This window comes from Streptomyces sp. NPDC031100 (genome assembly GCF_055570785.1).
The window spans coordinates 278,980-304,599 of record NZ_JBVIGN010000004.1; the positions used below are offsets into that span (position 1 = coordinate 278,980).

26 protein-coding genes and 2 pseudogenes are annotated in these 25,620 nt (G+C 69.2%); 16 read left to right on the forward strand and 12 right to left on the reverse strand.

Annotated elements, in window-relative coordinates:
* Positions 1-11: 11 nt before the first annotated feature.
* Positions 12-533, reverse strand: coding sequence for a hypothetical protein (locus tag ACZ5DS_RS13160; protein WP_468238200.1), 522 nt, complete (start codon positions 531-533; stop codon positions 12-14).
* Positions 533-1,738 (reverse strand): dsDNA nuclease domain-containing protein, encoded by a 1,206-nt coding sequence (locus tag ACZ5DS_RS13165; RefSeq protein WP_457728501.1) that lies wholly within the window; start codon positions 1,736-1,738, stop codon positions 533-535. Before ACZ5DS_RS13165 ends, ACZ5DS_RS13160 begins: the two co-directional genes overlap by 1 nt.
* Positions 1,739-2,394: 656 nt before the next feature.
* On the opposite strand from ACZ5DS_RS13165, the gene ACZ5DS_RS13170 reads away from it, so the two are divergent.
* Positions 2,395-3,291 carry an aminoglycoside phosphotransferase family protein gene (locus tag ACZ5DS_RS13170; RefSeq protein WP_468237042.1) on the forward strand — a complete coding sequence of 299 codons (897 nt, stop codon included), beginning with the start codon at positions 2,395-2,397 and terminating at the stop codon, positions 3,289-3,291.
* 111 nt (positions 3,292-3,402) lie between these two features.
* On the opposite strand, the gene ACZ5DS_RS13175 is transcribed toward ACZ5DS_RS13170, so the two are convergent.
* The gene (locus ACZ5DS_RS13175) at positions 3,403-3,903 is read right to left on the reverse strand and encodes an NUDIX domain-containing protein (protein ID WP_361528331.1); all 501 of its coding nucleotides are present in this window, start codon (positions 3,901-3,903) and stop codon (positions 3,403-3,405) included.
* 35 nt (positions 3,904-3,938) lie between these two features.
* Positions 3,939-5,297 (reverse strand): tetratricopeptide repeat protein, encoded by a 1,359-nt coding sequence (locus ACZ5DS_RS13180; protein WP_468237044.1) that lies wholly within the window; start codon positions 5,295-5,297, stop codon positions 3,939-3,941.
* Between the two features lie 225 nt (positions 5,298-5,522).
* On the opposite strand from ACZ5DS_RS13180, the gene ACZ5DS_RS13185 reads away from it, so the two are divergent.
* The 4 genes from ACZ5DS_RS13185 to ACZ5DS_RS13200 all read left to right on the forward strand — a co-directional run bounded on the left by ACZ5DS_RS13185 (position 5,523) and on the right by ACZ5DS_RS13200 (position 8,573).
* Complete coding sequence (locus tag ACZ5DS_RS13185; protein ID WP_468237046.1) at positions 5,523-6,275, forward strand: hypothetical protein; 753 nt, start codon at positions 5,523-5,525, stop codon at positions 6,273-6,275.
* Between the two features lie 82 nt (positions 6,276-6,357).
* Entirely contained in the window at positions 6,358-7,269 is a 912-nt protein-coding gene (locus tag ACZ5DS_RS13190) for a phosphotransferase family protein (protein WP_468237048.1), read from the forward strand.
* Between the two features lies 1 nt (position 7,270).
* Positions 7,271-7,963, forward strand: coding sequence for a class I SAM-dependent methyltransferase (locus tag ACZ5DS_RS13195; RefSeq protein ID WP_468237051.1), 693 nt, complete (start codon positions 7,271-7,273; stop codon positions 7,961-7,963).
* Between the two features lie 31 nt (positions 7,964-7,994).
* Positions 7,995-8,573, forward strand: coding sequence for an HAD domain-containing protein (locus tag ACZ5DS_RS13200; RefSeq protein ID WP_468237054.1), 579 nt, complete (start codon positions 7,995-7,997; stop codon positions 8,571-8,573).
* Positions 8,574-8,623: 50 nt separating this feature from the next.
* Here ACZ5DS_RS13200 and ACZ5DS_RS13205 read toward each other — a convergent pair.
* Positions 8,624-9,442, reverse strand: a pseudogene (locus ACZ5DS_RS13205) (relaxase/mobilization nuclease domain-containing protein); the annotation flags it as partial.
* Between ACZ5DS_RS13205 and ACZ5DS_RS13210 the strand changes: the two are divergent.
* Positions 9,432-9,896: pseudogene (locus tag ACZ5DS_RS13210) on the forward strand (tyrosine-type recombinase/integrase); the annotation flags it as partial. The pseudogenes ACZ5DS_RS13205 and ACZ5DS_RS13210 sit on opposite strands and share 11 nt — an antisense overlap.
* Positions 9,897-9,903: 7 nt before the next feature.
* Here ACZ5DS_RS13210 and sodN read toward each other — a convergent pair.
* Positions 9,904-10,299, reverse strand: a complete 396-nt coding sequence (gene sodN / locus ACZ5DS_RS13215) for a superoxide dismutase, Ni (RefSeq protein WP_020136639.1) — start codon at positions 10,297-10,299, stop codon at positions 9,904-9,906.
* A gap of 145 nt (positions 10,300-10,444) precedes the next feature.
* Between sodN and sodX the strand changes: the two genes are divergently transcribed.
* Positions 10,445-10,879, forward strand: coding sequence for a nickel-type superoxide dismutase maturation protease (gene sodX, locus ACZ5DS_RS13220; protein ID WP_468238202.1), 435 nt, complete (start codon positions 10,445-10,447; stop codon positions 10,877-10,879).
* On the opposite strand, the gene ACZ5DS_RS13225 is transcribed toward sodX, so the two are convergent.
* On the reverse strand, positions 10,783-11,412 hold the full coding sequence (locus ACZ5DS_RS13225; protein ID WP_468237056.1) for a CGNR zinc finger domain-containing protein: 630 nt from the start codon (positions 11,410-11,412) through the stop codon (positions 10,783-10,785). The two genes, sodX and ACZ5DS_RS13225, sit on opposite strands and share 97 nt — an antisense overlap.
* A gap of 293 nt (positions 11,413-11,705) precedes the next feature.
* On the opposite strand from ACZ5DS_RS13225, the gene ACZ5DS_RS13230 reads away from it, so the two are divergent.
* Entirely contained in the window at positions 11,706-11,990 is a 285-nt protein-coding gene (locus ACZ5DS_RS13230; RefSeq protein WP_468237059.1) for a hypothetical protein, read from the forward strand.
* An 88-nt stretch (positions 11,991-12,078) separates the two neighbouring features.
* On the opposite strand, the gene ACZ5DS_RS13235 is transcribed toward ACZ5DS_RS13230, so the two are convergent.
* Genes ACZ5DS_RS13235 through ACZ5DS_RS13245 form a run of 3 tightly spaced genes read right to left on the reverse strand, consistent with a single transcriptional unit; the run spans position 12,079 to position 14,804 of the window.
* The gene (locus ACZ5DS_RS13235; RefSeq protein WP_468238205.1) at positions 12,079-12,831 is read right to left on the reverse strand and encodes an amino acid ABC transporter ATP-binding protein; all 753 of its coding nucleotides are present in this window, start codon (positions 12,829-12,831) and stop codon (positions 12,079-12,081) included.
* Positions 12,832-12,881: 50 nt separating this feature from the next.
* Positions 12,882-13,814: an amino acid ABC transporter permease gene (locus ACZ5DS_RS13240; protein ID WP_468237061.1), complete on the reverse strand. Its 933-nt coding sequence runs from the start codon at positions 13,812-13,814 to the stop codon at positions 12,882-12,884.
* A gap of 36 nt (positions 13,815-13,850) precedes the next feature.
* Positions 13,851-14,804: an ABC transporter substrate-binding protein gene (locus ACZ5DS_RS13245; RefSeq protein ID WP_468237063.1), complete on the reverse strand. Its 954-nt coding sequence runs from the start codon at positions 14,802-14,804 to the stop codon at positions 13,851-13,853.
* 575 nt (positions 14,805-15,379) lie between these two features.
* Between ACZ5DS_RS13245 and ACZ5DS_RS13250 the strand changes: the two genes are divergently transcribed.
* The 4 genes from ACZ5DS_RS13250 to ACZ5DS_RS13265 all read left to right on the forward strand — a co-directional run bounded on the left by ACZ5DS_RS13250 (position 15,380) and on the right by ACZ5DS_RS13265 (position 18,655).
* Positions 15,380-16,600, forward strand: coding sequence for an NAD(P)-dependent malic enzyme (locus tag ACZ5DS_RS13250; RefSeq protein WP_468237065.1), 1,221 nt, complete (start codon positions 15,380-15,382; stop codon positions 16,598-16,600).
* A gap of 195 nt (positions 16,601-16,795) precedes the next feature.
* Positions 16,796-17,761, forward strand: a complete 966-nt coding sequence (locus ACZ5DS_RS13255; protein WP_468237067.1) for a zinc-binding dehydrogenase — start codon at positions 16,796-16,798, stop codon at positions 17,759-17,761.
* A gap of 121 nt (positions 17,762-17,882) precedes the next feature.
* Entirely contained in the window at positions 17,883-18,092 is a 210-nt protein-coding gene (locus ACZ5DS_RS13260; RefSeq protein ID WP_359065973.1) for a helix-turn-helix domain-containing protein, read from the forward strand.
* Positions 18,092-18,655 carry a Clp protease N-terminal domain-containing protein gene (locus ACZ5DS_RS13265; RefSeq protein ID WP_468238207.1) on the forward strand — a complete coding sequence of 188 codons (564 nt, stop codon included), beginning with the start codon at positions 18,092-18,094 and terminating at the stop codon, positions 18,653-18,655. Before ACZ5DS_RS13260 ends, ACZ5DS_RS13265 begins: the two co-directional genes overlap by 1 nt.
* Before the next feature lie 705 nt (positions 18,656-19,360).
* On the opposite strand, the gene ACZ5DS_RS13270 is transcribed toward ACZ5DS_RS13265, so the two are convergent.
* Together ACZ5DS_RS13270 and ACZ5DS_RS13275 are read right to left on the reverse strand one after the other, a co-directional pair.
* The gene (locus ACZ5DS_RS13270; RefSeq protein ID WP_468237070.1) at positions 19,361-20,428 is read right to left on the reverse strand and encodes a PadR family transcriptional regulator; all 1,068 of its coding nucleotides are present in this window, start codon (positions 20,426-20,428) and stop codon (positions 19,361-19,363) included.
* A gap of 1 nt (position 20,429) precedes the next feature.
* Positions 20,430-21,368 (reverse strand): DUF4097 family beta strand repeat-containing protein, encoded by a 939-nt coding sequence (locus ACZ5DS_RS13275; RefSeq protein WP_468237072.1) that lies wholly within the window; start codon positions 21,366-21,368, stop codon positions 20,430-20,432.
* 160 nt (positions 21,369-21,528) lie between these two features.
* Between ACZ5DS_RS13275 and ACZ5DS_RS13280 the strand changes: the two genes are divergently transcribed.
* The 4 genes from ACZ5DS_RS13280 (at position 21,529) to ACZ5DS_RS13295 (ending at position 25,620) form a co-directional block, all read left to right on the forward strand.
* Positions 21,529-21,708 (forward strand): DUF6104 family protein, encoded by a 180-nt coding sequence (locus tag ACZ5DS_RS13280; protein WP_003992906.1) that lies wholly within the window; start codon positions 21,529-21,531, stop codon positions 21,706-21,708.
* A gap of 153 nt (positions 21,709-21,861) precedes the next feature.
* Complete coding sequence (locus ACZ5DS_RS13285) at positions 21,862-22,272, forward strand: CU044_2847 family protein (RefSeq protein WP_468237074.1); 411 nt, start codon at positions 21,862-21,864, stop codon at positions 22,270-22,272.
* A complete protein-coding gene (locus tag ACZ5DS_RS13290; protein ID WP_468237077.1) occupies positions 22,269-24,428 on the forward strand; it encodes a VMAP-C domain-containing protein in 2,160 nt (719 codons plus the stop codon). Before ACZ5DS_RS13285 ends, ACZ5DS_RS13290 begins: the two co-directional genes overlap by 4 nt.
* Positions 24,429-24,606: 178 nt before the next feature.
* Positions 24,607-25,620: an AAA family ATPase gene (locus ACZ5DS_RS13295; RefSeq protein ID WP_468237079.1), complete on the forward strand. Its 1,014-nt coding sequence runs from the start codon at positions 24,607-24,609 to the stop codon at positions 25,618-25,620.

A 25,620-nucleotide genomic window follows, 5' to 3' on the forward strand; every position in this document is an offset into this window, starting at 1 on the left:
GATAGATCCCACTAGATCTCCTCCCAATGGGGACGATTCACCGCGTCCGGAAGTGACTCGTAAATCATTCCTTTCAGGCGATTTCCCGAAAGATTGAAACGGCGTCGCAGCATTTTGGAGCGCTCGAAAACAATGCGCCACTCCGGACTTGCGCCCAGTTCGCCAGCCATCTGATCGCCGGTGTCCGTTAGGCGAATGCAGATCCGCCCTTTCCCGCGAACGATTTCAGCAAGCCCGTAACCTACCAATTTGCCAATCAAAGGGTAATATCGATTATCCCAGGGTCCGTACTTATATCGAATCATTCGACTTTCTACTGCATTGCGTTCGTCAGGATTCGGCTCACAGTCAGGGGGCCAACTGGCGTCCCTCTCGGGAAGCAGGCGATCGGTGAAAGATGGGTATCTGAGAAGGAAGTCAAGCTTGGCCAACTTGGTTAGGCCGTCGAGACCGCTTGAGTTCGGCTTACCGAAATGGTGCAGAAGGATAAGCAGGCGAGCCATGTGATACTCATAACTTTCATCCGCTCGCATCACGCCACCTCCCCGTCATCCTCATCCGGTATGTCGAATTTTGGCGACCACCAAACTTTACATTCATCGGTTAGCTGGTAGGCCAATCCAAGCAGGTGAAGTCGATCCACCGGCACTTCTGGTGGTGTCCCCATACGCTCCGGAGCTAGCCTCTCACTGAGATTCGCGAGCATCTGTCGCCCGTAGGGGGCATCAGATTGCATGGTCTCCATCTCGGCCATGCCGGCTTCATGGAGCACCCGTGTAGTGAGATCATCCACTAGGTCGTCTTGGTGTGGCAGGGGTGAACTGAACTGGGCGGAAAATCTTGCCCAAGAACTTCGGGTCCTTCTAGCCGACTGAATCGTCGTTTCGCCGATCTCGCCTTGCCGCAGCTTCCTTGACAATCTTGTTTCCGCTTGTTCCGCGGGCATGGACCCAGTCTGCAGCAATGGGGTTCCGAACTCGGGCACGGTCGAAATGGAAATTTCGACACGGTCTGGAGTTATGAGCCTTCGCTTCATATCCTCCTGCTGGAGAACATCATGATCGAGTGAGTCGAAACACGAAAGCGCCCAAGTGACGTCTTCCCGCTCGGTCGCCACGGAGCGAGATGCATCCTCCACGACCTGGACGAGGGCGTCATAAACCCGGCCTGCATCAAGGTTTCTTTTCCCGATCCGCCTCAACATGGGGCGCGCGTACTCTTCTATGTTTTGCGCCCTTATGTGTCTCCGCGATGGGATGCCATCCTCGATCCTTAGCCTTGCCAGAAATTCTTGAGCTTCATTCGAGTCGGTGCACCCGAGCTTGGTGTAGAGCTGTTCGGAAAATTCCGCGAGGAGGCGTGTATCGCCAGCGGCGCATGCCTTTGCTAGCTTCTTTGCTGTAGGATCGAGACCCCCATTGGTGACGAGGCGTGCCTGATCCGGCTTTCGGCATTCCATCCATCGGGCACATAGTGTGTCGAGCCCCCCATCGCCGCACAGACGTGCGATGGTCCAGCTGCCTTGGCTCTTCTCGCGGTGCTTGACGCTGACCAGCACGTACCTATTGCCCGATAGCGCCAAGATGTAGTCCGTGTGCCACTCGCAGAGAATCCAGAGCAGTTCGCTTGATCCGAACTCGCAACAATGCCGGGCTATGGCCTGGTACTGAAACCGATACCTATCCCCGGTGTCGCTTCCACTGTCCTCCGCTGGCTCATGCATGAGCTCCCAGGGCACGTCCAAGCCTGCTCCCCCTAATCCCTCGTGACCACTAGAAGTTACGCGGCTACGGTCAGCGAGGCTAGAGGTGCTTCAAGATTGATCCATTGTTCGACGTGTCGCAGATCGCCGGCCGAGCGACTGGTTGCGTCTGGCGGGGGTGAGGTCCAGACGGGGGCACCGTCCAGCCGCATCTCACCCATTGGTGGGTGCTCCGGAGCATCCGCAAGCTGGGACTGCGTCACCGTAACCGCAGTGAAGTATCGTCGCAGGTCAGAGGCGTTTTGGATGCGCACCGGGCGTGTCTCGTCTTCTGAGTTCCGATCGGCGCATCTACTTCGGGCAAGGCCGCCAGCAGCCCAGCCGACGCTGGAGATGGGAGTGTCCTCCTCCCGGGTCGAATCATGCAGCAGCGCGATGGATCTCGATGGCGAGGGCGCCGAGGGCATCCTTACTCGGGTGGGTAGATGGCGCGGACGTTGGCCAGTTGCTGGTTGCGGGTGGCGGTCGGATGAGCCCGACAGTTGGTGGAGCCGAGCGCATCAGTTGGCGGGCGAGCACGGCCTGCAGCGCTTGCCTGCGGATTCCTCAGGGGGCTCGGGAGATCCAGCCTGGGAGTTGGATCTCCGAAAGTGCAAGGTGGCCTCCGCCTACCTCAAGTACGGTGAATCGGCATGATCGAATCCGAGATTGAGATTAGCGAGGGTCTGGTCCGCGACCTGCTTCGGGAACAGCATCCGGACCTGGCCGAGTTGCCCATCCGGGAAGTGGCGGGCGGCTGGGGCAACCAGATGTGGCGCCTCGGTAGCGAGTTGGCCGTCCGGATGCAGCGGATGGACACGAGCCCCGATCTGCAGCTCAAGGAGCGGCGGTGGCTGCCGACTCTGGCCGCGCGCCTGCCGCTGCCGATTCCTGTCCCCCTACGGGACGGTGTGCCGTCCGAGCGCTTCCCCAAGATCTGGACCGTCATGACATGGGTCGAGGGCACGCCGCTGGACCACGGCTCGATCACTCGCGGCGACCACGCGGCCGAGACGCTGTCGGGTTTCCTCAGGGCGTTGCACGTGGAGGCGCCCGCCGACGCACCGACCGCTTCGGACTTCGGCGCTCACCCCAAGGACTGCACGGACGGCTTCGAGCACTTCTTCCAGGATGTTGCCCCTGCCGACCTTGCCGACGAGATCCGTGAAGTCTGGGGTGAAGCGGTGGCGGCCCCGGGGTGGGAGGGCCCACCGGTGTGGGTGCACGGCGACCTGCATCCCGCGAACGTCGTCGTCGCGGACGGGACATTGGCGGGTGTCGTCGACTTCGGCGCACTCGTCGCCGGCGACCCGGCGTGGGACCTCGCGGCCGCCTGGCTGCTCCTCCCCGCGGGCGGCGCCGCACGGTTTTTCAACAGCTACGCACAGGCGGACGAGGCAGCGGTGCGCCGGGCGCGCGGACTGGCCGCGATGAGGAGCCTGTTCCTGATGGCGATGGGTCAAGCCGGGGATCGCGGCCTGCCTGGCGGCAAGCCGAACTGGGGGCCCGCAGGCCGGTCCGCACTTGATCGTGTCCTGAAGGGCCTTTGACGTCGGCGTGGCTCGACGGGGCCTCCCCGGCGGCCATGCACTTGCCGACAGGTAGTCCCGCACCAGACGCCGGAGGGGGGTCAGCCACGACAGCGTCCGCTCGGCCCTCGCCTACTTCCAGCCGTCGAGCGACACCTGGGGCCCGTCGGTGAGGTAGCGGTGGAGGGCGCTGGCCGTGGTGTCGACGAACGTCTCGGGGATGGCGGTGGCGTCGATCCAGCGTACCTGGGCGTGCTTGCGCGGCTCGCGGTTTTCTGGCTCGCCCGTCCATTCGTGGGCCGTGAAGACGACGGTGAGGAAGCCGTTGGGGGCCTCCACACCCCAGGCGCCGTGGATGATGTGCGCGACCTTCAGAGACTCCGGCTTCACGGTCAGACCGGTTTCTTCGTACAACTCCCGCACTGCCGTCTCGGTGATGGGCTCGCCGGGTTCGCTCTTGCCGACGGGGAGGTCCCACATGCCCTGGGCGAACTTGGCGTTCTGGCTGCGTTGGAGGAGGACGACGCGGTTGGTGGCCTTGTCGTGGACGATGACGGCGGCGACCAGCAGGGTCATGGATTCGAGGGCGGGCGGCAGGGCTTTGGGCTGGTCGTCTGTGGTCCGCTGAGCCACGGCTGGTGTCCCTTCGTCGGCCGGTTGGTGGCAGCTTAGGCCAGTGCTTCGCGTGCGCGGCGGGCGAGTTCGGCGGCTCCGGGCACTTTGCGGCGCTGGTAGATGGAGAGGGTGGAGCGGAGCGAGGTGATCGCTTTGCGGGTGCGGTCGGACGTCATTCCCTCCATCAGGGTCAGGGCCTGTGACCAGGCGGCGACGGCTTCGTCGGCTCGGGCCTGGGCGGCGAGGCTGTCACCGAGGTCGGCGTAGGTGAGGGCGTGGACGCGCTTGTACTTCTCGGGGTCCCAACGCACCAGGGCATCGCGGTGTTGTTGTTCGGTGCCGACGTGGTCGGCGAGGTCGGTCAGGGTGCGGGCGGTGTGGCTGGCGACGGTGCCGGCCGCGGGACCGCTGACGCGGGAGTAGCTGGGCTGCGGGCCGTCTTCGCGTAGGAGGGCGTCTTCGGCGGCGAGCAGGGCGCGGGCCGCTGCGGGCTTCGCGCCTACCGCGGCGTAGGCGCGGGCGTGGGTGATGTGCAGCAGCGCCTCGGTCTGGCCGTCGACGTGGCCCAGACCGCGGGTGAGGGCTCCTTCCACGAGGTCGACGCAGTGGTGGGGCCGCTTGAGGCTCAGCGCCTGGTGGGCGAGGGCGCGCATCATCCAGGCGGCGTGACCACGCGGGTCGGCTTCGCAGGCGAGTTGGTAGCCGACCTGGTAGTAGCGCTGGGCGGCGCCTTCTTGGCCGAGGTCGTGGTGCTTCCAGCCAGCGAGGTAGGCGAGTTCGGCGACGGCACCGAAGGCCGCTTGCCGTAGCGCTTCGTTCGGGAATTGGCCGCGGAGCATGGGAGCGGCAGTGTCGGCGAGGTAGGTGGTGACCGTGGTCAGGCCGTGGCCGCCACCGAGGCGTTCATCGGCCGCGCTGAAGGCCGCGGTGATCTGCCCAACGACGTCCACGTCCTCCATCCCGACCAGGGAGCTGCCGGTGCGGGCCCGCAGCATGCGCGCCGTGGCCTCGTGGTCGTAGAAGAGCGGCATGGCCACCCCGGCCGTGGTGAAGGCAGCCACGGCAAGGAAGCGGCGGCGTTCGACGTCGGCACGGCCTAGATCGGTGGCGGCCAGAACAGGATCGAGCTCCTGCGCCACCATAGTTTCGGGTGCTCGAAGGCCAATCTCGACCAGAGTGATGGGTCGGCCTGCTCGGCGGGACAGCGCCTCAGCGAGGTATTGGCCGGTCCGTCCGGTCGGCTGGCGTGCGCCGTTCACCCAGTGCGAGACGGCCGACTTGTTGGTCTGGAGGATCTCGCCGTTCTCGGCTGCGATACGCCGGACGTCCTTCGCCAGAGCCTCGTAGGTGCAGCCGATCGCCTCGATGACGTCACGCAGGCGGGAGTTGGGACCTCTCGGCGCTGCTGCCACGATCGCCTCCGCTCAGGAGCTGTAAACCGCGTATACCGCTTCAACTGCCTCTCACCGTACCCACTGTGCGTGACGGAGGGTTCACTAAACATCAGCCGCCCGGCCCCGGTCCGACACCGTGACCAGGCTCCCCCCTTCGGCCGGGCGGCCCCCGAAGTTCCGTACGCCTACACCGGGTTCGGGCATTCCTGTGCCCGAGCCCGGCCGATCAGAGACGGAGACACGGTGACCACCATCGACACCAAGGCCGCCATCACGGTCGTACTGCCTGAGGCGTTCGACGAGCGCTGGAGCCGTTTGCCCGGCATCCAGGTCGAGGGCCGGCGCATCACCATCGACCCGGCCGAGTACTTCTTCCGCTTCGAGTCCAACACCTGGCTCGTCGCCGATTGGGAGCTGGTCAAGTCCCAGCTCCTGGACGTGGAGGAGACCACCGAGAGCGCGGTCGAGCAGCTCGCGCTGGACTTCATCAAGGCCCACGCCGCCTCTACCTCGGACGCCGCCCGAGTCCTGTCCACCGCCTACGAGGTGTACGCCTACCTCTTCCGCGACGAGCATCTCGCCAGCCTCGGCCTGCCGCAGATCACCGCCGAGCACCTGCGGATGCTGCGCGAGGCAGCCACGCTGATGGCGCTCAACAAGGTGGAGCTGGACGGGCACATCTCCAACGTCGGCCCGTGCTGGTTCTTCCCCGCCGCCACCTCCGTCGTCTTCGACCTGGACGACGAGATGGGTGGAACGCTCGACGAGGTCTACCACGGCGGCTGGTTCAACGAGCACCGCCGTATCGAGTCCATCAAGGCCCACGCGGCCCTCGGGGGCCGACTCGTGCACGGCTGCCAGTCCGTGCCGGACCAGTCCGGCGGCGTCGTCGCGCCCTACGGTGCGTCGATGACCGCCTTCCGCGACGACCTCGCGGCCTTCAAGTCCAGTTGGATCGGTCAGGTCTACGCCCACCGCGTGAGCCCTGCCGCGTAGCACCACACCGCACGCCAGGCTCCGGGGCGGGCCGGCACCTCTCGCCCGCCCCGGACGCCTTCAACCTCTCTGGAGCCCTCACGTGACCGCGAACCCCAGCGCCGAACTCCTCGACAACCTGCTCACCATGGCCGGACGGGCCACCGCCGTGCGCGAGGAGGTGCGCGTGTGGTCCATGTCCGGTGTCGAGCGCCTGACCTTCCCCGACGCCAGCACCGCGATCTTCAAGTATGCGAAGCGGCCCTTCGACAGCGAGGACCAGGCTCTGCGCCTGGCGCACACGCTCGGCGTCCCTGTCCCGCAGGTCCACGCCTCCGCTGTCCTGGACGGCTGGCTCGGCATGCTCATGGAGGACCTCGGCTCCGCCGTCCGCGATGCCGACGACCTCGACGGCACCGCCGCCGCCGTGGTCCTGTACGGCACCCGTACGGCTGCCGCCTTGCCCGTCCTCGACCAGGTCCGCCTCCGATCACTGCCGCACCGGGCACTGGAGCATCTCGCCCAGCTCCGCAAGGCCGAGCGCTGGCAAGACACGGACGACATCGAGGACGCGCTCGACCGGATCGCTCAGGCCGCCAAGGCCCGGTCGGCCGGTACGACGGTGGCGCCGTTCGGCTGGGTGCACTCCGAGTTCCACCCCACGAGCCTCCACATTGGCCAACAAGGCTGGCGGCTGCTGGACTTCGCCCGCGCCTTCACCGGCCCCGGCCTGCTCGACCTCGCCAGCTGGCACGGCACCCTCGACACCCCCGACCCTGTACGCCTCCGTGTCTTCCTGGAGCAGTACGTCACCGCTGGCGGCACCCCGGACGCTCTCACCCGGCGCGGCGGGCTCACCGCCGAGAACTGGGCGCTGGGCTGGCACCGCATGTGGGCCGTCGAGTGGTTCATGGAACAGTCCATCCGCTGGATCAACGACCCGGCCACCGACCCCGGCTACATCAAGGCGGTACGCCGCCACCTCACCGACGTCCTCCACCTCCTGGAGGTCTGACGTGCTCGCCCAGGCATCCCCCTGGTACGTCCACGCCCTCCAGCGCAGCACGGCCAGCCCCGCCGAGCCGCTGTCGGTACCCGCACGGATGGAATGGACCACCCGGCCGGGCAGCGGGCCCGGAGCCGAGATTCTCGGCTCGGACCTGCGCCGCAAGCGGCTGCTGGAACTCGGCTGCGGCCCCGGTCACAACGCCGCCCACCTCGCCACCCGCTACGGCGCCCAGGTCACCGGTGTCGATCTGGTCGGCCTGCAGGTCCGCCGGGCCCGGTCGCACTACGGGCGGCTGAACAATCTGACCTTCGTCGCCGGCCATGCCCTGCACTACCTGCAAGCCTCCGACGAGCGTTTCGACGCCATCTACTCCGTCTTCGGGGCCATCGGCTTGGTAGCCCCCGAGCTTCTGCTCCCGGCCATCGCCCAGCACCTCAAACCCGGGCGCACCCTCGCCTTCTCTGTCCCCCACCCCAAGCGCGGCGGCTTGCGACCCACCGCCGACGACCGACCCCGCCGGGACTACGTCACCCTCCCTGACCGCACCCGACTGCCCATCGCCCGCTGGGACTTCGATGCCGACCGCTGGGAGAAGCACCTCGACCGCGCCGGCCTCTGGCTCACCTCGGCCCAGGAGTTCCACGACGCCCGCCGCGGCCTCTGGCCCACCGCGTTGCTGATCACCGCGCGCAAGCTCTGACCCCCACTCGGCCGTCTCTTGGGAGAAACTGATGCGCCCGCCCTATCTGCTCCTCGACGTCGACGGCGTCCTCATCCCCTTCCCGGACGCCGATGGGACCAGTCCGGCCACCCACGACCGCCACGATGTCGTTCCCACCGGCCGTAGCGCCGACGATCCGGTCACCGTCTGGCTCAGCCCGAGCCATGGCCCCTTGCTCATGGACGTGATACGGACCGGCCTGGTCACCCCGGTCTGGTGCACCAGCTGGCGCCAGGACGCCACCACACTGATTGGGCCGCTCCTCGGCCTCCCGTCTCTGCCATACGTCGACCTCCCGCGTCCGCAGATCACCACCAGCCACCCCGACGGCTATCTCTGGAAACGAGACCATGTCGATGTCTGGCTGGGCGACATGCCTGTTGCTTGGGTCGACGATGACTTCGCCGCCCTCGACCATGCCTGGGCAGCAGAGCGCACGGCGCGGGGTATGGCGACTTTCTTGGTCCAGCCTGATCCCCACATCGGGTTGTTGGCCGAGCACCTGGCTGAAGTCATGGAATGGGTTGGCCGCTTGTCCGTCGTGCCAGCCGGCGAATCCGCTTCTGCTCCTGGAGCCGGAGCAGCCTGAAGTGATCACAGAGCAGGACGTCAACACCGTCCGAGAGCCAACTGCTTGATCTATCGATGTCGTCCACGTTCCTCGGGCCTGGAGGCCGGCGTCGTGGCCGAGGGCTGGAGGGCCAGGGGCCGAGAGGCCGCTCCCGGTGTGCTGCTTCGCTTGCGTGCTGCCTGTGCTCGCCTATTCGGCTGGACGGTGATGCGCCAGTTGAGGATCTCGGCGGGGCGTTCGGCGGTGTCGAGTTTTCGCAGGGCGGCGACTTCGGCCAAGAGACGCCGGGGGTTGTGGCCGGCGATCTCGGCGCGGGCGAGGGTTGTGGTCAGGGTTGGCCAGGCGGGATCGGCGAGGATGCGGTCGGCCTGGTCCGGGAGGGCTGCGCGCAGATCCTGCTCGAAGCGGCTGATGGTGGCGGAGCGTGGTGCGCGTCGGGTGAGATCCGCCAGGACCGGCGCGGCAGCTTCCTGGTAACCGGCCTGTAGGTGGCGGAAGGCTTGCTCAGCCGCGGCGGCCTGCTGCTCGTGGCCGCGTTGTTCGTGCCACTTGGCAGCTGCCCGCGACAGGCAGAGCGCAGCGAAGATCAGGGCGATGGCGAGTCCGCCCGGATCGTGTGTGGCGTAGGCGAGTTCCCTGGTGGCTTCCCGCAGGGCGGTGGCTGCTTGATGGTCGGCCCGGATCGCTGAACGGCGGGCGCGGTTGAACACCTGTGCCGCTGCTTGTAGTTCGGCCCGGTGCGGGCCGTGGCTGGCGAGGGCCAGGGTGTGGAGGGTGTCGCCGAAGGCATCCAGGTGGCCCTGGGTCACGGCCTCGTCACCTGAGTCGAGGACGGCGTGCGCGTGGCGGATGGCGGTTTCGGCGCGGTGCCACGGCTCGGCCGGGTCCGTCCCGGTCGGCGAGGTCGTCACCGACGCGCTGCTCGCGCACCTCGCCGCACGCCCCTCCAAGGAGTGGCTGTTCACGATGGAGGAGGGTGAGCCGCTCAACTACCGCCGCTGGAAGACCGAATGGAACTGCGCTCGTAAGGAGCTGCAGAAGGCGGAGAACGAGGCGGCCGAGCGCGAGGGCCGCAAGCCCGTCGAACTGCCGCACATGGTGACCCACGACCTGCGGCACTTCTACGCCTCCGCCCTCATCGCCGGCGGAGCGAGCGTCAAGCAGGTTCAGCTCGTCCTCGGCCACGCGTCCGCCGTCATCACGCTGCGGATCTACGCCCACCTGTGGCCGGGCGAAGAAGACCGCACCCGGACCGTCATGGACGCCGTGCTCGGCGGCCTGCGGACCGGGTGCGGACAGGTAGGCGATGCGACCCGCGAAACCGCAGGTCAGGCTGCCTAGCCATAGATCAGGCCTTCTTGGTCTCCCAGAAGATCTTGTCGATCTGGGCGATGTAGTCCAGCGCCTTCTGGCCGGTGGCCGGGTCGGTGGACGCCTTGGCGGCCGAGAGGGCCTTCAGGGTGTCGTTCACCAGCTGGTGCAGCTCGGGGTACTTCTCGAAGTGCGGGGGCTTGAAGTAGTCGCTCCAGAGCACGGAGACGTGGTGCTTGGCCAGCTCCGCGCGCTGCTCCTTGATGACGGTGGCACGCGCCTGGAAGTGCGGGTCGTCGTTGGCGGCCATCTTCTCCTGAACGGCCTTCACGGACTCCGCCTCGATGCGGGCCTGGGCCGGGTCGTACACACCGCAGGGCAGGTCGCAGTGTGCGCTGACCTTGACCTTGGGGGCAAACAGGCGGGAAAGCATGGAGCATTCCTTCCTCGTGATCGTCTTCTCAGGTGCGACATTACTCCCTGAGGGACGGGATTTCGTGAGTGCCCCCTAGGGCTTAGGACAAAAGTCCAGGGTCAGACTGAGACTGGTGGAGGAACGGACCGGGGAGGTGCCGGGGATGCCGGAGCTGTCGCAGGGGACCGAGCGGGGGAGGGCCGGGGCGCCGTTCGGGGTGGCGGAGGTGACGGGGCCGTCCATGGTTCCCACGCTGCAGCACGGCGACCGGCTGCTGCTGCAGTACGGGGTCGCGATCAGGCCGGGGGACATCGTCGTCCTGCGTCATCCGTTCCAGCAGGACCTGCTGGTCGTCAAGCGTGCCGTGGAGCAGCGCGAGGGCGGCTGGTGGGTGCTCGGGGACAATCCGTACGCGGGCGGTGACAGTACCGACTACGGGGTCGTGCCCGACGAGCTGATCCTCGGCAGGGCGCTGGCGCGGTACCGGCCGCGCAAGGCGGGTCAGCGCTCGCCGCTGGCGCTGGCGCGCTGGGCATTCTCCGCCGCCAGGCCGCTGCTGCCCGTCAGGTCGGCCTCCAGGCGTTTGCGGGCCCGGTAGGCGGCCACGTTGGCGCGGGTCGCGCAGCGGTCCGAGCAGTAGCGCCGGGAGCGGTTCGTGGACGTGTCGAGGTAGGCGTTGCGGCAGGGGGTCGCCTGGCACAGGCCGAGGCGGTCGACGCCGTGCTCGGTCAGGTGGAACGCCAGGCCCATCGCCGCGATCGCCGCGTACCCGGCGGTGGCGTTGGACGGGTGGTCGGCCAGGTGCATGTGCCACAGCGGGCGGCCGTCGTCGTCCCGGACGTCGTGCCCGGAGATCTGCGGGCTCACCGGGAACTCCAGCAGGAGTGAGTTCAGGAGGTCCACGGCCAGGGTCTCGTCGCCCTGGTCGGCGGCCTCGAACACCGAGCGGAGCCGGCCCCGTACCGAGCGGAAGCGCGTGACGTCGGCGTCGGTGGCGCGGCGGGCCGCCGACGAGTTCGCCTCGAACAGGTCGCGGACGGCCTCGACCGAGGTGAGGGAGTCCTTGCCCCGGGCCGGGTCCTCGGTGTTGACGAGGCGTACGGCGTAATCCGAGTAATAGGCCAGTTCCACGTGTAGTCCTTACGGAGCGCTCTATGGTCGTGTCTGCGGTCGGGTAACAGGCGGTCGTGTGCCAAGCGTATTACGCCTGCGCGAGGAGGCGGGGATTCCATGACCAACAGGGCCGGAACCGACCAGGCGGCTGGCAGGAGAGCCGGGGCCGGCGCCAGGAGTGGTACGTCGTCAATCGAATTGCTTGCTCTGGTGTGCTCGACCGTACGAGTGGTTAGTTCGGTGAGCAGTTATTCGGAATGAATGCCCGGGTAGCTTGGCGGCGACGTGTTGTCCTAGATGAGGCGGAAATCATGCGAGCACGTAAAGCCCTGGCCATCGCGATCGCCACCCCTGTCCTACTCGCCGCGATCGGAATGACCGGCGTATCCGCGGCACCTCTGCAAAAGCCCACACCCGAGGGTCCTGCCATCCAGCCTGAGCCCAACGCTGACGGTACGGGCCAAGGGAGTGAAGAGTTCGGTGATGACCAGATGAGCCAGGACGAAGGTCTCGACACCTTCTCAAGTGAACACTTTGGTCGCGTTTCTCCCGAGAAAACGGGCAAGACCGGGGACTTGTCACCAGGGAAGTTCTGAGAACGCGGAAAGTTCTGAGAACATAAGAGGTCCCGGCAAGTCTGCATACTTGCCGGGACCTCTTATGTACGTCGCCGTCGGTGGGTTCTCAGAGCACCTTGGACAGGAACGACTGTGTCCGTTCGTGCTGGGGATTCGTCAGCACATCGCGCGGATGGCCGGATTCGACCACCACACCGCCGTCCATGAAGACCAGGCTGTCGCCCACCTCGCGGGCGAAGCCCATCTCGTGGGTGACGACGACCATGGTCATGCCCGATTGGGCGAGGTCGCGCATGACGTCCAGGACGTCACCGACCAACTCCGGGTCGAGGGCCGACGTCGGCTCGTCGAACAGCATCAGCTTCGGGTCCATCGCGAGGGCCCGGGCGATCGCCACACGCTGCTGCTGGCCGCCGGAGAGCTGCGAGGGGTAGTTCCCGGCCTTGTCCGCGAGGCCCACCCGCTCCAGGAGCTGCGTCGCCCGCTCCCTGGCCTGGGCCTTGCTGGTGCCCTTGACCTGGACCGGCGCCTCCATGACGTTCTCCACGGCCGTCATGTGCGGGAACAGGTTGAAGCGCTGGAAGACCATGCCGATGTCCCGGCGCTTCATCGCTACCTCGCGGTCGCGCAGCTCGTACAGCTTGTCGCCGTGCTGCCGGTAGCCGACCAGCTCGCCGTCGACGTACAGGCGGCCGGCGTTGATCTTCTCGAGGTGGTTGATGCACCGCAGGAAGGTCGACTTGCCGGAGCCGGAGGGGCCGATGAGGCAGAACACCTCGCCCGGCTTCACCTCCAGGTCGATGCCCTTGAGGACCTCGACGGGACCGAAGGACTTGTGGACGCCCTCGGCCTTCACCATCGGGACGGAGGACTGCTTCGGCGCGGCGTCCGTCTTGCTCAGCTTGTCGGTCATGCCGTGACCTTCCTGCTCGAGAAGGTCGTCAGGTGCGCCCTGACCTTCTGCCACGGGGTGGGCGGGAGGCTGCGGCTGGAGCCGCGGGCGTAGTACCGCTCGATGTAGTACTGGCCCACGCTCAGCACCGAGGTCATGATCAGGTACCAGGCCGCGGCGAGGAAGTACATCTCCACCGGGGCGCCGGAGTTCTGGCCGATGTCCTGGGCGTAGCGGAACAGCTCGGGATACTGGACGGCCGCCACGAGCGAGGTCGTCTTCAGCATGTTGATCACTTCGTTGCCCGTGGGCGGCACGATCACGCGCATCGCCTGCGGGATGACGATCCGGCGCAGCGTCTTGCCGTAGCTCATGCCCAGCGCGTGGGCCGCCTCGGTCTGGCCCTCGTCCACCGCGAGCAGACCGGCCCGGCAGATCTCGGCCATGTACGCGGCCTCGTTCAGGCCGAGGCCGAGCAGTGCCGTCAGCAGCGGCGTCATGAAGGACGACCAGTAGTCCTTGTAGATCGGGCCGAGGTCGATGTACGTGAAGACCAGACCCAGGTTGAACCACAGGAACAGCTGCACCAGCACCGGGGTGCCGCGGAAGAACCAGATGTAGAACCAGGCGATCGACGAGGTCACGGGGTTCTTCGACAGGCGCATCACCGCGAGGACGATGCCGCCGACGATGCCGATCACCATCGACAGGACCGTCAGCAGGAGGGTCTTGCCGACACCGGTCATGATCCGGTCGTCGAAGAAGTAGTCCGGGATCGCGTTCCAGTTGATCCTGCCCTGGCCGAACGCGTAGATGATCGCGACGAAGATCGCGATCGCGATGACGGCGGAGACGTAGCGTCCGTAGTGCCGGACCGGGATGGCCCTGATGGCCTCCGGGCCGGCCGGGGGCGTGTCCTGCTCCCCGGCCGTCTTCTCGATGTCAGTCACGGGTGTTGCCTCTCGGTGGCCGCTGGGTGCCGCGGGTCACTTGCCGCCGTTGATCACGGACTCCTTGACGGCGCCGTCCTCGGCGCCCCACTTCGTGAGGATCTTCTGGTAATCGCCGCTCTTGATGATCGCGTTCATCGCTGCCTGGAGCGCGTCCCGCAGCTGGGTGTCGTTCTTGGCGACGGCGATGCCGTACGGGGCCGCCTCGACCTGCTGGCCGACGAGCTCGAAGTCCTTGCCGCCGCCGGAGTTCTTCACCGCGTAGGCGGCCACCGGGAAGTCGGAGGAGGCCGCGTCCACGCCGCCAGAGCGCAGCCGGGTCTGGGACTGCTGGTCGTCGTCGAACGCCTCGATGGCGAGCTTCTTGCCGCCCGGGCACTTCTTGGCCTCCTGCTTGGCCAGGTCCTCCGAGACGGTGCCGCGCTCGACGGCGAGCTTCTTGCCGCACAGGTCCGACCAGGACGTGATGCCCTTGGTGTCGCCCTTGCGGGTGTAGATCGAGACACCGGCCGACAGGTAGTCGACGAAGTCGACGCCCTCGCCGACCTTCTTGCCGGTGTCGGGGTCGATGCCCTCCTGACGGTTCTTGTTGTCCGTCATCGCCGACATCGCGATGTCGTAGCGGTCGGAGCGCAGACCGGTGAGCAGGGCGTCGAAGGTGCCGTTCTGGAACGTGAGCTTCACACCCAGCTGCTTGCCCATGGCCGCCGCGAGGTCCGGGTCGATGCCGACGACGTTGCCGGAGGAGTCCTTGAACTCCACCGGGGCGTAAGCGATGTCCGAACCGACCCTGATCTCGCCCTTGTCGCGGATCTTCTGGGGGAGCTTGTCGGCCAGCGGGGCGTTGGACACGCTGCCGGAGCCGTTGTTCTTGTCCTTGGTCTGGTCACCGCAGCCGGTGAGCAGCAGGGCGCCCGCGACCGCGATCGCACCGACCGCAGCCAGACGGGAGTGCGCGGCGGTCGTACGACGGGTGGAGCTTGCGGTCATCGTGGTTCCTCCGGCGGATGGGAAGAGGTGCCGATGGGTCGACGGAAACACACGCCATCGGGTGTCGCGACCTCGTGGGTTTACGGCATCCTGCCATTCGGACTGCGCCAATCAGGCGACTCGCTATGTCAAAATCGGATAACGGGCGACCCCCGTGCCGCGTCAGGTCCCGTCAGTACGGGACTTCGGGGCCGCAGATCTGCGGCCGTTCCCCGCTCAGGCCGGAAAATCTTCGGACCGTCTCACCATGTGGTCCATTGTTGCGCGTGCCGCGCGTCCAGGTGCGAGTTACCGACGAGTCACATCCGTGTCGTGCTCGTGTCAGCCTCAGGTCATCCACGTGTGGCGTTCTGGTCCACAGATGTGACCTTGCACCTAATGGACTCGTCGTGAGCGCCGTCCGTCCGGTAAGAAGGTTCTTTACACCCCTCATCCGGGGCTCAGGGCGCGTGTGCGGCGCGCCCGTCGCGTCTGACCCGTACGTATCAGTCAAACCGGGCCTGACGCGGTGCCCGCCCACCCCTCACCAGGAGTGGTCGACCCTCAAACCATGCATACCTAAGGGGTAAGACAAAGTGGCAGCGGAGATCGTCAATCCTCGCAGCGACGGCAGTACGGATCAGGACGGGGCCGAGCCCCTCGATTCCTTCGATCCGGTGTTCGCGCTGCACCGCGGCGGCAAGATGGCCGTGCAGGCCACCGTGCCGGTCCGTGACAAGGACGACCTTTCCCTCGCGTACACGCCCGGCGTCGCGCGCGTGTGCACCGCGATCGCGGAGCAGCCGGAGCTGGTCAACGACTACACGTGGAAGTCCTCGGTGGTCGCCGTCGTGACCGACGGAACGGCCGTGCTCGGACTCGGGGACATCGGTCCCCAGGCCTCCCTCCCTGTGATGGAGGGCAAAGCGATCCTGTTCAAGCAGTTCGGCGGCGTCGACGCGGTGCCGATCGCGCTCGACTGCACGGATGTCGACGACATCGTCGAGACCGTGGTCCGGCTCGCTCCCTCGTTCGGCGGAGTGAACCTCGAGGACATCTCGGCACCCCGGTGCTTCGAGATCGAGCGCCGGCTCCAGGAGCGCCTCGACATCCCGGTCTTCCACGACGACCAGCACGGTACGGCCGTCGTGACGCTCGCGGCGCTGCGGAACGCGGCGCGGCTGAGCCGGCGCGAGATCGGGCAGCTGCGGGCCGTCATCTCGGGCGCCGGCGCGGCCGGTGTCGCCATCGCCAAGATGCTGGTCGAGGCCGGCATCGGGGACGTGGCCGTGGCGGACCGCAAGGGCGTCGTGTCGGCGGACCGCGAGGACCTGACGCCGGTCAAGCGCGAGCTGGCCGGTTTCACCAACAAGGCGGGCATCACCGGCACGCTGGAGAACGCCCTCGCGGGCGCCGACGTCTTCATCGGCGTCTCCGGCGGTACGGTCCCGGAGGAGGCCGTGGCCTCCATGGCGGAGGGTGCCTTCGTGTTCGCGATGGCCAACCCGAACCCGGAGGTGCACCCGGAGGTGGCGCACAAGTACGCGGCGGTCGTCGCGACGGGGCGCTCGGACTTCCCGAACCAGATCAACAACGTGCTGGCCTTCCCCGGGATCTTCGCGGGCGCGCTGCAGGTGCGGGCCACGCGGATCACGGAGGGGATGAAGATCGCCGCGGCTGAGGCTCTGGCCGCGGTCGTCGGTGACGATCTCGCCGCCGACTATGTGATTCCGTCGCCGTTCGACGAGCGGGTTGCTCCGGCCGTGACGGCGGCGGTTGCCGCTGCTGCTCGTGCCGAGGGCGTTGCGCGTCGCTGACGTTGCGCCGAATGGCCCCGTCCGTTCGGGCGGGGCCATTTCTTTGCCCACTCGCCTGCCCGTTCGGGTGTCGTGAAGGCGCCGTTCGGGCCCGTCGGTGTCCGGCTGCGCCGCATGGGTGCCCCTGCGCAAGAGGGCATGTGTCACAGAGGCCCCTGGTTCCTTCGGCGGCAGCCGGAACCTATCGTCGAGGCCATGTTCGCTGTCTACGCCGCCCGAATCGACCGCGACCAGCCGCTCTCCGGCCTTGAGTTGGGGGACCGTCCGGCCCCCGAGGCCCGCCCCGGCTGGAGCACGATCCACGTGCGGGCCGCCTCCCTCAACCACCACGACCTCTGGTCCCTGCGGGGCGTCGGACTCCCGGAGGACCGGCTGCCGATGATCCTCGGCTGCGACGGCGCCGGGGTCGACGAGGACGGCAACGAGGTCGTCCTGCACTCCGTCATCGGCCAGAGCGGTCACGGCGTCGGCCCCGACGAGCCGCGCTCCATCCTCACCGAGCGCTACCAGGGCACCTTCGCCGAGCAGGTCGCCGTGCCGACCTGGAACGTCCTGCCCAAGCCGAAGGAGCTGTCCTTCGCCGAGGCCGCCTGTCTGCCGACGGCCTGGCTGACCGCGTACCGGATGCTGTTCACCAATGCCGGGGTACGGCCCGGTGACTCGGTTCTCGTGCAGGGTGCGGGCGGCGGGGTCGCCACGGCCGCGATCGTGCTCGGCAAGGCGGCCGGCCTGCGGGTCTTCGCCACCAGCCGGGACGAGGCGAAGCGGAAGCGGGCCGTGGAGCTGGGGGCCGTCGAGGCGGTGGAGCCGGGGGCCCGGCTGCCGCAGCGGGTGGACGCCGTCATCGAGACCGTGGGCGCGGCCACCTGGTCCCACTCGGTGAAGTCCCTGCGGCCCGGCGGCACGATCGTCATCTCCGGTGCCACCAGCGGCGACCGCCCCTCGCACGCCGAGCTGACCCGGATCTTCTTCCTGGAGCTGAAGGTCGTCGGCTCCACCATGGGCACCAAGGACGAGCTGGAGGACCTGCTCTCCTTCTGCGCCGCCACGGGCGTACGGCCCGTCATCGACGAGGTGCTGCCCCTGGACCGGGCCCGCGAAGGCTTCGAACGGCTGGCATCGGGCGACCAGTTCGGGAAGATCGTGCTCACCAACGCCTGAACTCCCCGCGGAGGGCGGGGTGTACGGCAGGGCGGGTCCGAAGTGCCGGGCCCGCCCTTTTTCTCACCCCCACTGTCAACTTTGGTTGACGCGGGCAGGGGTGTCAACGTAGGTTGACACCATGACCGACGCAACGGATCTCGCCCAGCGGGCCGGTGACCGCGATCCGCGGGTGGGGCTGCGTGCCGTGGCCGCGCTCCGCCGGGTGCTGGAGCAGCTGGAGGCGGTGCAGGTGCGCAGCGCGCGCAATCAAGGCTGGTCGTGGCAGGAGATCGCCGCGGAGCTGGGTGTCAGCAGGCAGGCCGTGCACAAGAAGTACGGGAGGCAATGATGTTCGAACGCTTCACCAAGGACGCCCGCGAGGTCGTACAGAGCGCGGTCGAGTACGGGGAGCGCGAGGGGACGCAGTCCATCGGTGCCGAGCATCTGCTGCTCGCCCTCCTCGACCGCGAGGCGAGCCGCGCCTCCTTCGCGCTGACCGCGCTCGGGCTCGCGGAGCGCAAGGCGTCCGTACGGGAGGCGCTGGCCGAGGCACGGCGGCGGGCCGGCCTGTCCCGGGCCGAGGTGGACGCCCTGGCCGGACTCGGGATCGACGTCACGGAGATCGTCTCCCGGGTCGAGGAGGCGCACGGCGCCGGGGCGATGTCCGGGGACCGCCGGGACAGGGGCTGGTGGTCGGGGCGCCGCGCCTTCAGCCGCGACGCGAAGGACGTCCTGGAGGGAGCCCTGCGCACCGCCGTCGGCCGCCGTGACCGCCACATCGGCGACGAGCACATCCTGCTCGCCCTGACCGCGCGCCCCGGCGTCCCCGCGGAGGCGCTCGCCGACCACGAGGTGACCTACGAGTCGCTGCGACGGGTGCTGTACGGGGAGGGGGCGGCACAGGCCGGGTGACGGTGACCGCGATGGCCGGCCGGCAGTGACCGCGATGGTCGGCCGGCGGCGCCGATGCAGGTGGGCTGAAGGCGCCCGCTGGGGCTGGCTGAGGGTGCCCGTGCAGGTCGGCTGACGGCGCGCGCAGGTTGGTTGAGGGCCTGGTGCGCAGGTTGGCTGAGGGTGCGTCGGACGGTGCAGCCCCGCCGGCCGCCCGCCCGGGCCGTGTCCTGGCGGTCGGGGCGAGATCCGTAGGCGCCGCCCCGCGTAGGACTGCTGAGGGTGCACGCGCAGGACGGCTGACGGCGCGCGCGCAGGCTGGCTGAGGGTGCCGTGCGCAGGTTGGCTGCGGCGCCGTGCGCAGGTCGGCTGAGGGTGCGTCGGACGGTGCAGCCCCGCCGGCCGCCCGCCCGGGCCGTGTTCTGGCGGCCGGGCGAGATCCGCAGCGCCAGCCCGTGTAGGACTGCTGAGGGCGCCTGTGCAGGTTGGCGGACGGCGCTCGCCCGGTCGGGCGGCGCGTCGGCGGGTGTAGCCGGCGCGTGCGGTGGGAGTGCGCGGGCGGCCGGTGAGAGTGGTGCTTTCGGTAGGAGTGAGCAGGGCGTCTGGCGGACGGGGGCAGGGCGTCGGCCGGCAGTGGGCAGCGTGTTCGGTGGGAGCGGATGGCGCTCCGGCGGGAGTTGGCGGCGCGTCCGGTAAGGGCGGGGCGCGCCGCCGGGTTCGGGGGGATCAGGGCTTGGGGGTGCGCAGTATCGCTCCGATGTGGGCCGCCGCCGTCGACAGGTGGCGGCGGGCGTCGCGGAGCTGGTCGTCGGTCACGCCGTGGTCGCGGGCCGCGTCGCGGATGTCGTCGCGGAAGCGGTCGAGGAGGCGGTCCAGGTTGCGGGCCGGGTCGCCGGTGGTGTCCTCGTGGGCCCAGGACGGCTCGTACTCGGCCGGGAAGTCCTCCGGGGTGGAAGAGTAGTCCGGCTGCGTCGTGGGGGCGGACTTGCGGGGACCGCCCTTGCCCGGCTCCTCGGTGGTGCGGCCGAAGCCCCAGTCCTTCCCGTAGTCCTTGCCGAACTCGCCGAACTCCTTGGCGAGTTCGGTCAGGCCTTCCCGTAGGCCGGTCGGCCAGTCGCCGCGGGTGAAGTGGTCCTGCACCTGCTCCTGGACCCGGCGGGCGATGCGCTGCATCTCCTCCTGCGCCTGGGCCCGCGCCCGTGCCTGGGCCTCCTGGGCCTGGTGACGGGCCCGCTGGGCCTCCTCGCGGGCCCGGCGGCTCTCGTCCTTGGCGCGGCGGGCCTGCTCCTTCCACTCCTGCTTGACCCGGCGCATCTCCTCCTTGGCGGCCCGCCAGGCCTCCTTGTCGGTGAGGTCGCCGTACTCCGCGAAGGGGCCCGCCTCGCCGCCACCCGCCTTGGCGCCCCGGCGGGCCTCGGAGGCGGCCGCGCGCATCTCGCGCCGCAGATCGCCGGCCGCGCCGCGCACGTCGGCCCTGATCTCGGCGGCCAGCTCTGCGACGGACTCGCGGATCTCCAGCTCCAGGTCGGCCAGTTCGCCGCTACGGTCGGCCAGTTCGGCGCGGCCGGCGTCCGTGATGGCGTACACCTTGCGGCCGCCCTCGGTGGTGTGCGTGACCAGACCCTCGGCCTCCAGCTTGGCCAGCCGGGGGTAGACCGTGCCCGCCGAGGGGGCGTACAGGCCCTGGAAGCGCTCTTCGAGGAGCCTGATCACCTCGTAGCCGTGGCGCGGGGCCTCGTCCAGCAGCTTGAGCAGGTAGAGGCGGAGGCGGCCGTGGGCGAAGACGGGGGGCATGTCAGAGCACCTTCTTGTCGGTCGTGCCGTCGGCCGGGGTGTCGGTTTCGTGCGCACCCTGACCGGAGACGGAATTGTCCCCCGAGGCGGTGTCGGTGCCGGTCGCCGGGTGGGGTGCGGTGTGCTGCTCGTCCTCTCCCGGCGGGCGGCGCAGCAGGGCGATCGAGCCGGAGACCGTGGTGGCCCTGAGCTTGCCGTTGCCCGCGCCGAGGCGGCCGGTGATCTTGTGGGCGCCCCACTGGCCGTGCACCCGCAGGCCGTCGAAGGCGTTGGAGATCGTGCCGCTCGCGGTGTTCGCCTCCACCTCCGCGTCCGCCGGGTGCGGCAGGCGGATGGCGATCTCGCCGGAGACGCTGGTCAGCCGGACGTCGGTGGGGCCGTCCGGGTCGAGGTCGATGATCATGGAGCCGCTGACGGAGTCGGCGCGGACGGAGGGGCCCGCGCCGTCGACCACGGTCAGGTCGCCCGAGACCGAGTTGAAGCGCAGGTCGCCGGTGACGGCCTGAGCCTCCAGGTTTCCCGACACGGTGTCGGCGCGGACCTGGCCGGAGAGGCCCACGAGGGTCGTGTCGCCGCTGACGCCCTTGACCACCGCGGGGCCGTCGATGCCGGAGACGACCGCGGCGGCGCTGACCACGCCGACCTCCACGCGCGTGTCGGCGGGGACCGCGAGGGAGACGACGGCGCTGCGCCGCCAGCCCTTGCGGTCGAGCCACTTGAGGAAGCCCTTCCAGGGGAGGTCCTCGTAGGCCACCGTCAGGGTGCCGTGCTCCTGCGTGACGATCAGGGGTGGGCCCTCGATCTCCGAGACTTCCAGGCGGGCGGAACCCTCGTCCGTGCCCACGACGTTCACCGTTCCGTTGACGATGCGTACGTGCAGGTCGCTCACGGGGGTGTCGAAGGTGAGCTTCTGGGGCTCGGCGACGGACCACACGGACATGGGAAGCCTCCTCGGCTGGCGGACGCGGTCGCGCTCGCGACACGCCATATCGCGTCTTCTATAAACACGATATATCGTGGTCACGGAAAGTCAAGACTCCTTTTGCATAGGCTGTCCCTGAACCCATTCACCCCGGACGTAGACGCAGGAGACGCAGTTCATGTACTTCACCGACCGCGGGATCGAGGAGTTGGAGAAGCGGCGCGGCGAGGAAGAGGTCACGTTCGAGTGGCTTGCCGAGCAGCTGCGCACGTTCGTGGATCTCAATCCGGACTTCGAGGTGCCCGTCGAGCGCCTCGCGACCTGGCTCGCCCGGCTCGATGACGAGGATGACGAGTAACGACGACGCGTAGCGACGACGAGTAGTGACGACGTGCAGCAGCGGCCACTCCCGTCACAGTAGGGGCGATCATCAGCCGTATCGTTCGTTGACCCTCCCCCTCCGCTTTCTCCGGAGTTAGCCTTCTCCTCCCATTCAGCGAACGGGGGCGTCATGGGTGGAGGAGTCGAACGCGTACGGCTCGACGACGGAACCGTCGTCTGGGCCCGGATCAGCGAGGCCGACGAGGAGGCGCTGGACGAGGGCGGGTTCTGGGACACGGGGCTCGGGGACCGGGTCATCGACATGGCGGGCGGCCTCGCCGGCACGGTCGGGGGCGTCGTGCGCTCCCTGCGCGCCGGTCTGGACACACCCGCCCCGGTGGAGGTTTCCGTCAGCTTCGGAATCGAACTGACGGCGCAGTCCGGCAAGATCGTGAGCGCCATCGCGGAGGGCGGCGGCAAGTCCTCCCTCACCGTGTCCCTGACCTGGACCGAACCGGCCACGACGGACGACGGCGCGGATCCCGCGACGCCCGGCGGGGCTGTCGTACCGCCCCAGTCCCCGGCCCCCGGCGCCGCATGAGCGCCTTCGACGAGATGGTGCGCCCCTCCCTCGCACGCATCGGCGCACCGGGTGACGGGTATGCAACGGACCGTGACCCGTACTGGGGGTCGGGGTTCTTCATAGCCCCGGGCTGGCTGTTGACCTGCGCCCATGTCGTGGGGAAGGGGGGAGCCGCGGTGTGCCGAGGCGAGAGCCCCATGCGCGTGACCTGGCAGGAGCGCGCCGCAGCCGACGCCTGGGAGGAACGCACTGGCACCGGGGCCGCCGTACTCCTCGCGCCACGGCCCCAGGCGGCGGAGTCGTTCCGCGATCCGTGGCCGTTTCCCGACCTCGCGCTCGTCCGGGTCGAGGGCGCCGACGACGTGCGCTGTCTGTGGCTGAGCGACCGGGAGCCGGGCGCCCGTGCACCGGTCGGGCTCTACGGCTGGTCCGTGCAGACCGGCGAACTGGGCATCCGGCACGGCACCGGCGAACTCGCGGGCTCCGACGCGCGGGCCCTGCTGCTGGGCGGCAGCCTGCCGATCGGCGGACTGTCCGGGGGGCCCGTCCTCGACCTGCGGCACGGCTCCGTCATCGGTGTGATCAAGGGGCGCCGCCGGGAGGAGGGCGTCGCCGTCCCGGTCACCGCGCTGCACGAGCTGCTCGACCTGCGCGAGGGAGCCGGCGTGCTGCACGAGGTCCTGCGCGCACACGACCTGCACCACCTCCGCCTCCTCGACGACCCGTCGCCGTACGCGAACTGGACCACGCTCCAGGCCGCACTGCCCGGCCTCGCACCTCCCGCCTCCGGTATCACCGCCGCCCTCCGCGCCCGGCTGTACGGTCACCTCGCCGAGCTGCCGCCGCCCGCCGGAGCGGGCGAGATCGTCCACCTCGTGGACGAGGTCAAGGAGCAGGTGCGTGGCGAACGGCTGCGCTCGCTGGTGCTGCAGGACGTGCGGACCTGGCGTGAGGGCGCCGCGCTGCTGTACGGGCTGCGCACCCTGGAACCGGGCGGCGGCGGAACGCCGGTCGACCTCGACGCCGTCCTGCTGTACGCGGCGAAGGCGGTGCGCAGGACCGTACTGGAGCGTCCCGGAGAGGTGGACCCCGCGCGGCTGCGCGCGTTCGCCGACTGGCTCGGCGAGCAGGCCGACGGCCACCGGAACTGGGCGGTCGGCGAGGCCATCCGGGGGCTGCTGGAGGGCGCCGACGCGCAGGGGCCCTCCACCCCCGCGCCCTCGCCCGTCGCGCGCCCCTCCGCCCCGCCCGTCGTCCAGCCGTCCCCCACCCGTACCGACGTCCTCGTCAAGGTGGGCGCCCCCATGTACGACGGCCGCTACCCCTGGAGCGTGCAGCTGATCTACGACGGCCTGGACGTCACCCCGGTCGACGCCGACGACCGGGGTGTCCGCGTCGAGGAGCTGGCCGCGGTGCTGCGCGAGCCGCTGGCCCGGGCGCTCAGCCAGGGCGACCACGGGGAGCATCTGGCCGCGATCGAGGTGTTCCTGCCCCGCAAGCTGTTCGACCTGCCGGTGGACGAGTGGCAGCTGCTGCCCGACGGGCCCGCCCTGGAGGGCGCAGGAAGCGACGGCGATGAGGACGACGAGGACTTCGTCGACGAGCGGTCCATGCCGCTCGGGATGCGCCGGACCGTCGTCGTCCGGGACCTGCGGCGCAGCACCCGGCCGCCCGCCCCGGAGTGGCGCAGGCGCTGGCGGGGCGCGGTCCGCGGGCCGCTCGCGCACGAGCCGCTGCACGGCAGGTCTCCGGCCGACGGCCACCCGTCCGCGGCCCGCTCCGGGGGCAGGTACCCGTACTACGGTGCGCTGTCGGCGCTGGACGACTGGTGCGTTCCGGTCTACTGCGGTCCCGTCGGCAGCGGGGAGGGGCAGGCGGCGATGAGGGACGCCCTGATGGCCGGCCACTCGGTGGTGCTCTGGCGCCGGGACCGGCACGACCACGACGAGTGCAAGGACTTCCACCGGCAGGCCGCACACGCCCTGGGGGAGGCCCGGCACGCCGAAGGGCTGCACGGCCCGGTGCGTGACCTGCGCATCCGCCTGTACGACCCCGACTCGGCCCGGGCTCAAGGCCTGCGCGGGAAGCTGGCGGTGCTGTTCGACCCGCCGGACCGGCCGCCGTACGCCACCGAGACGATGCGACCGCCTCCCCTGGCCGCGCCCGGCGGCTGACCGGTCCGGCGCACCCGCCGGACGCCCCGTCAACCCGCTTGACTCGCAAGGCTGTTCGGCGGGCCGGAAGTGAACGCCGGACACCCCGAACCTCGGCAGAGGAGGCCGCCTGACGGTAGCCTCGTACGTCGGACGGCCGGGCCCGCTGCATGATCACCAGAGCCGGGAGGAGCCCAAGGTGAACGACTGGCGGATCTACCGCGGAGTGGGTCAGCCGCACGACGGCATGCTGCGGTTGCCGGCGCCGCCGCCCTGGCGCGACTTCGCAGCCTCCCGGGAGGACACGGAGGGCGGCCCCGAGGACCCCAGCAGCGCCCGCAGGCTCGGCGTCCGGCGCCGTATGGTCGAGAACTACGCGCCCAGGCCCGCCGAGGTGGACGCGGTCAACGCGGCCCTCTATCTGCGCCGGCCCCTGCTGGTGACCGGCAACCCGGGCACCGGCAAGTCGACCCTGGCGTACGCGATCGCCCATGAACTCGGCCTCGGCAAGGTGCTGCGCTGGCCCATTGTCAGCCGCACCACCCTCCAGGACGGCCTGTACCGCTACGACGCGATCGGCCGCCTCCAGGACGTCCAGCTGGAGCGCGCCCGCGGCGCCGAGGGCACGACGGCCGCCCCCGGCATCGGCTCCTACATCCGGCTCGGCCCGCTCGGCACCGCGCTGCTGCCCGCCGAGCAGCCCCGCGTGCTGCTCATCGACGAGCTCGACAAGAGCGACCTCGACCTGCCCAACGACCTGCTCAACACCCTGGAGGAGGGCGAGTTCTCGATTCCCGAGCTGGAGCGTCTTGCCGACCGCGAACCCGTCGTCGAGGTGCTCACCGACGACGGCGACCGGGTCGCCGTGCACGGCGGACGGATCGCCTGCACCGCCTTCCCGGTGATCGTCCTGACCTCCAACGGCGAACGGGACTTCCCGGCCCCGCTCCTGCGGCGCTGCATCCAGCTGGAGCTGGACCCGCCCGGCGAGGAGCAGCTCACCGCCATGGTCGAGGCGCACCTCGGCGCGGACGGCGTCGAGGCCGGTGCGGATCTCATCCGCAGGTTCCTCGAGCGCGAACCCGGCGAGGTGCTCGCCGCCGACCAACTCCTCAACGCCCTCTTCCTCACCCGGCACGACCCCCGCGCGCAGAGCCTCACCCGGGAACGGATCGCCGAGATGCTCATGCAGCCGCTCGACCGTACGAGGTGA

Bases quoted from the DNA above. Each gene is read 5' to 3' on its own strand.
- ACZ5DS_RS13160 (WP_468238200.1), bottom strand. From the start codon at position 533: ATGCGAGCGGATGAAAGTTATGAGTATCACATGGCTCGCCTGCTTATC.
- ACZ5DS_RS13290 (WP_468237077.1), top strand. From the start codon at position 22,269: ATGAGCGCCTTCGACGAGATGGTGCGCCCCTCCCTCGCACGCATCGGC.
- ACZ5DS_RS13230 (WP_468237059.1), top strand. From the start codon at position 11,706: ATGCGAGCACGTAAAGCCCTGGCCATCGCGATCGCCACCCCTGTCCTA.
- ACZ5DS_RS13260 (WP_359065973.1), top strand. From the start codon at position 17,883: ATGACCGACGCAACGGATCTCGCCCAGCGGGCCGGTGACCGCGATCCG.
- ACZ5DS_RS13200 (WP_468237054.1), top strand. From the start codon at position 7,995: ATGCGCCCGCCCTATCTGCTCCTCGACGTCGACGGCGTCCTCATCCCC.
- ACZ5DS_RS13280 (WP_003992906.1), top strand. From the start codon at position 21,529: ATGTACTTCACCGACCGCGGGATCGAGGAGTTGGAGAAGCGGCGCGGC.
- ACZ5DS_RS13235 (WP_468238205.1), bottom strand. From the start codon at position 12,831: ATGGTGAAGGCCGAGGGCGTCCACAAGTCCTTCGGTCCCGTCGAGGTC.
- ACZ5DS_RS13265 (WP_468238207.1), top strand. From the start codon at position 18,092: ATGTTCGAACGCTTCACCAAGGACGCCCGCGAGGTCGTACAGAGCGCG.
- ACZ5DS_RS13275 (WP_468237072.1), bottom strand. From the start codon at position 21,368: ATGTCCGTGTGGTCCGTCGCCGAGCCCCAGAAGCTCACCTTCGACACC.
- ACZ5DS_RS13270 (WP_468237070.1), bottom strand. From the start codon at position 20,428: ATGCCCCCCGTCTTCGCCCACGGCCGCCTCCGCCTCTACCTGCTCAAG.
- ACZ5DS_RS13255 (WP_468237067.1), top strand. From the start codon at position 16,796: ATGTTCGCTGTCTACGCCGCCCGAATCGACCGCGACCAGCCGCTCTCC.
- ACZ5DS_RS13245 (WP_468237063.1), bottom strand. From the start codon at position 14,804: ATGACCGCAAGCTCCACCCGTCGTACGACCGCCGCGCACTCCCGTCTG.
- ACZ5DS_RS13285 (WP_468237074.1), top strand. From the start codon at position 21,862: ATGGGTGGAGGAGTCGAACGCGTACGGCTCGACGACGGAACCGTCGTC.
- sodX (WP_468238202.1), top strand. From the start codon at position 10,445: ATGCCGGAGCTGTCGCAGGGGACCGAGCGGGGGAGGGCCGGGGCGCCG.
- sodN (WP_020136639.1), bottom strand. From the start codon at position 10,299: ATGCTTTCCCGCCTGTTTGCCCCCAAGGTCAAGGTCAGCGCACACTGC.
- ACZ5DS_RS13170 (WP_468237042.1), top strand. From the start codon at position 2,395: ATGATCGAATCCGAGATTGAGATTAGCGAGGGTCTGGTCCGCGACCTG.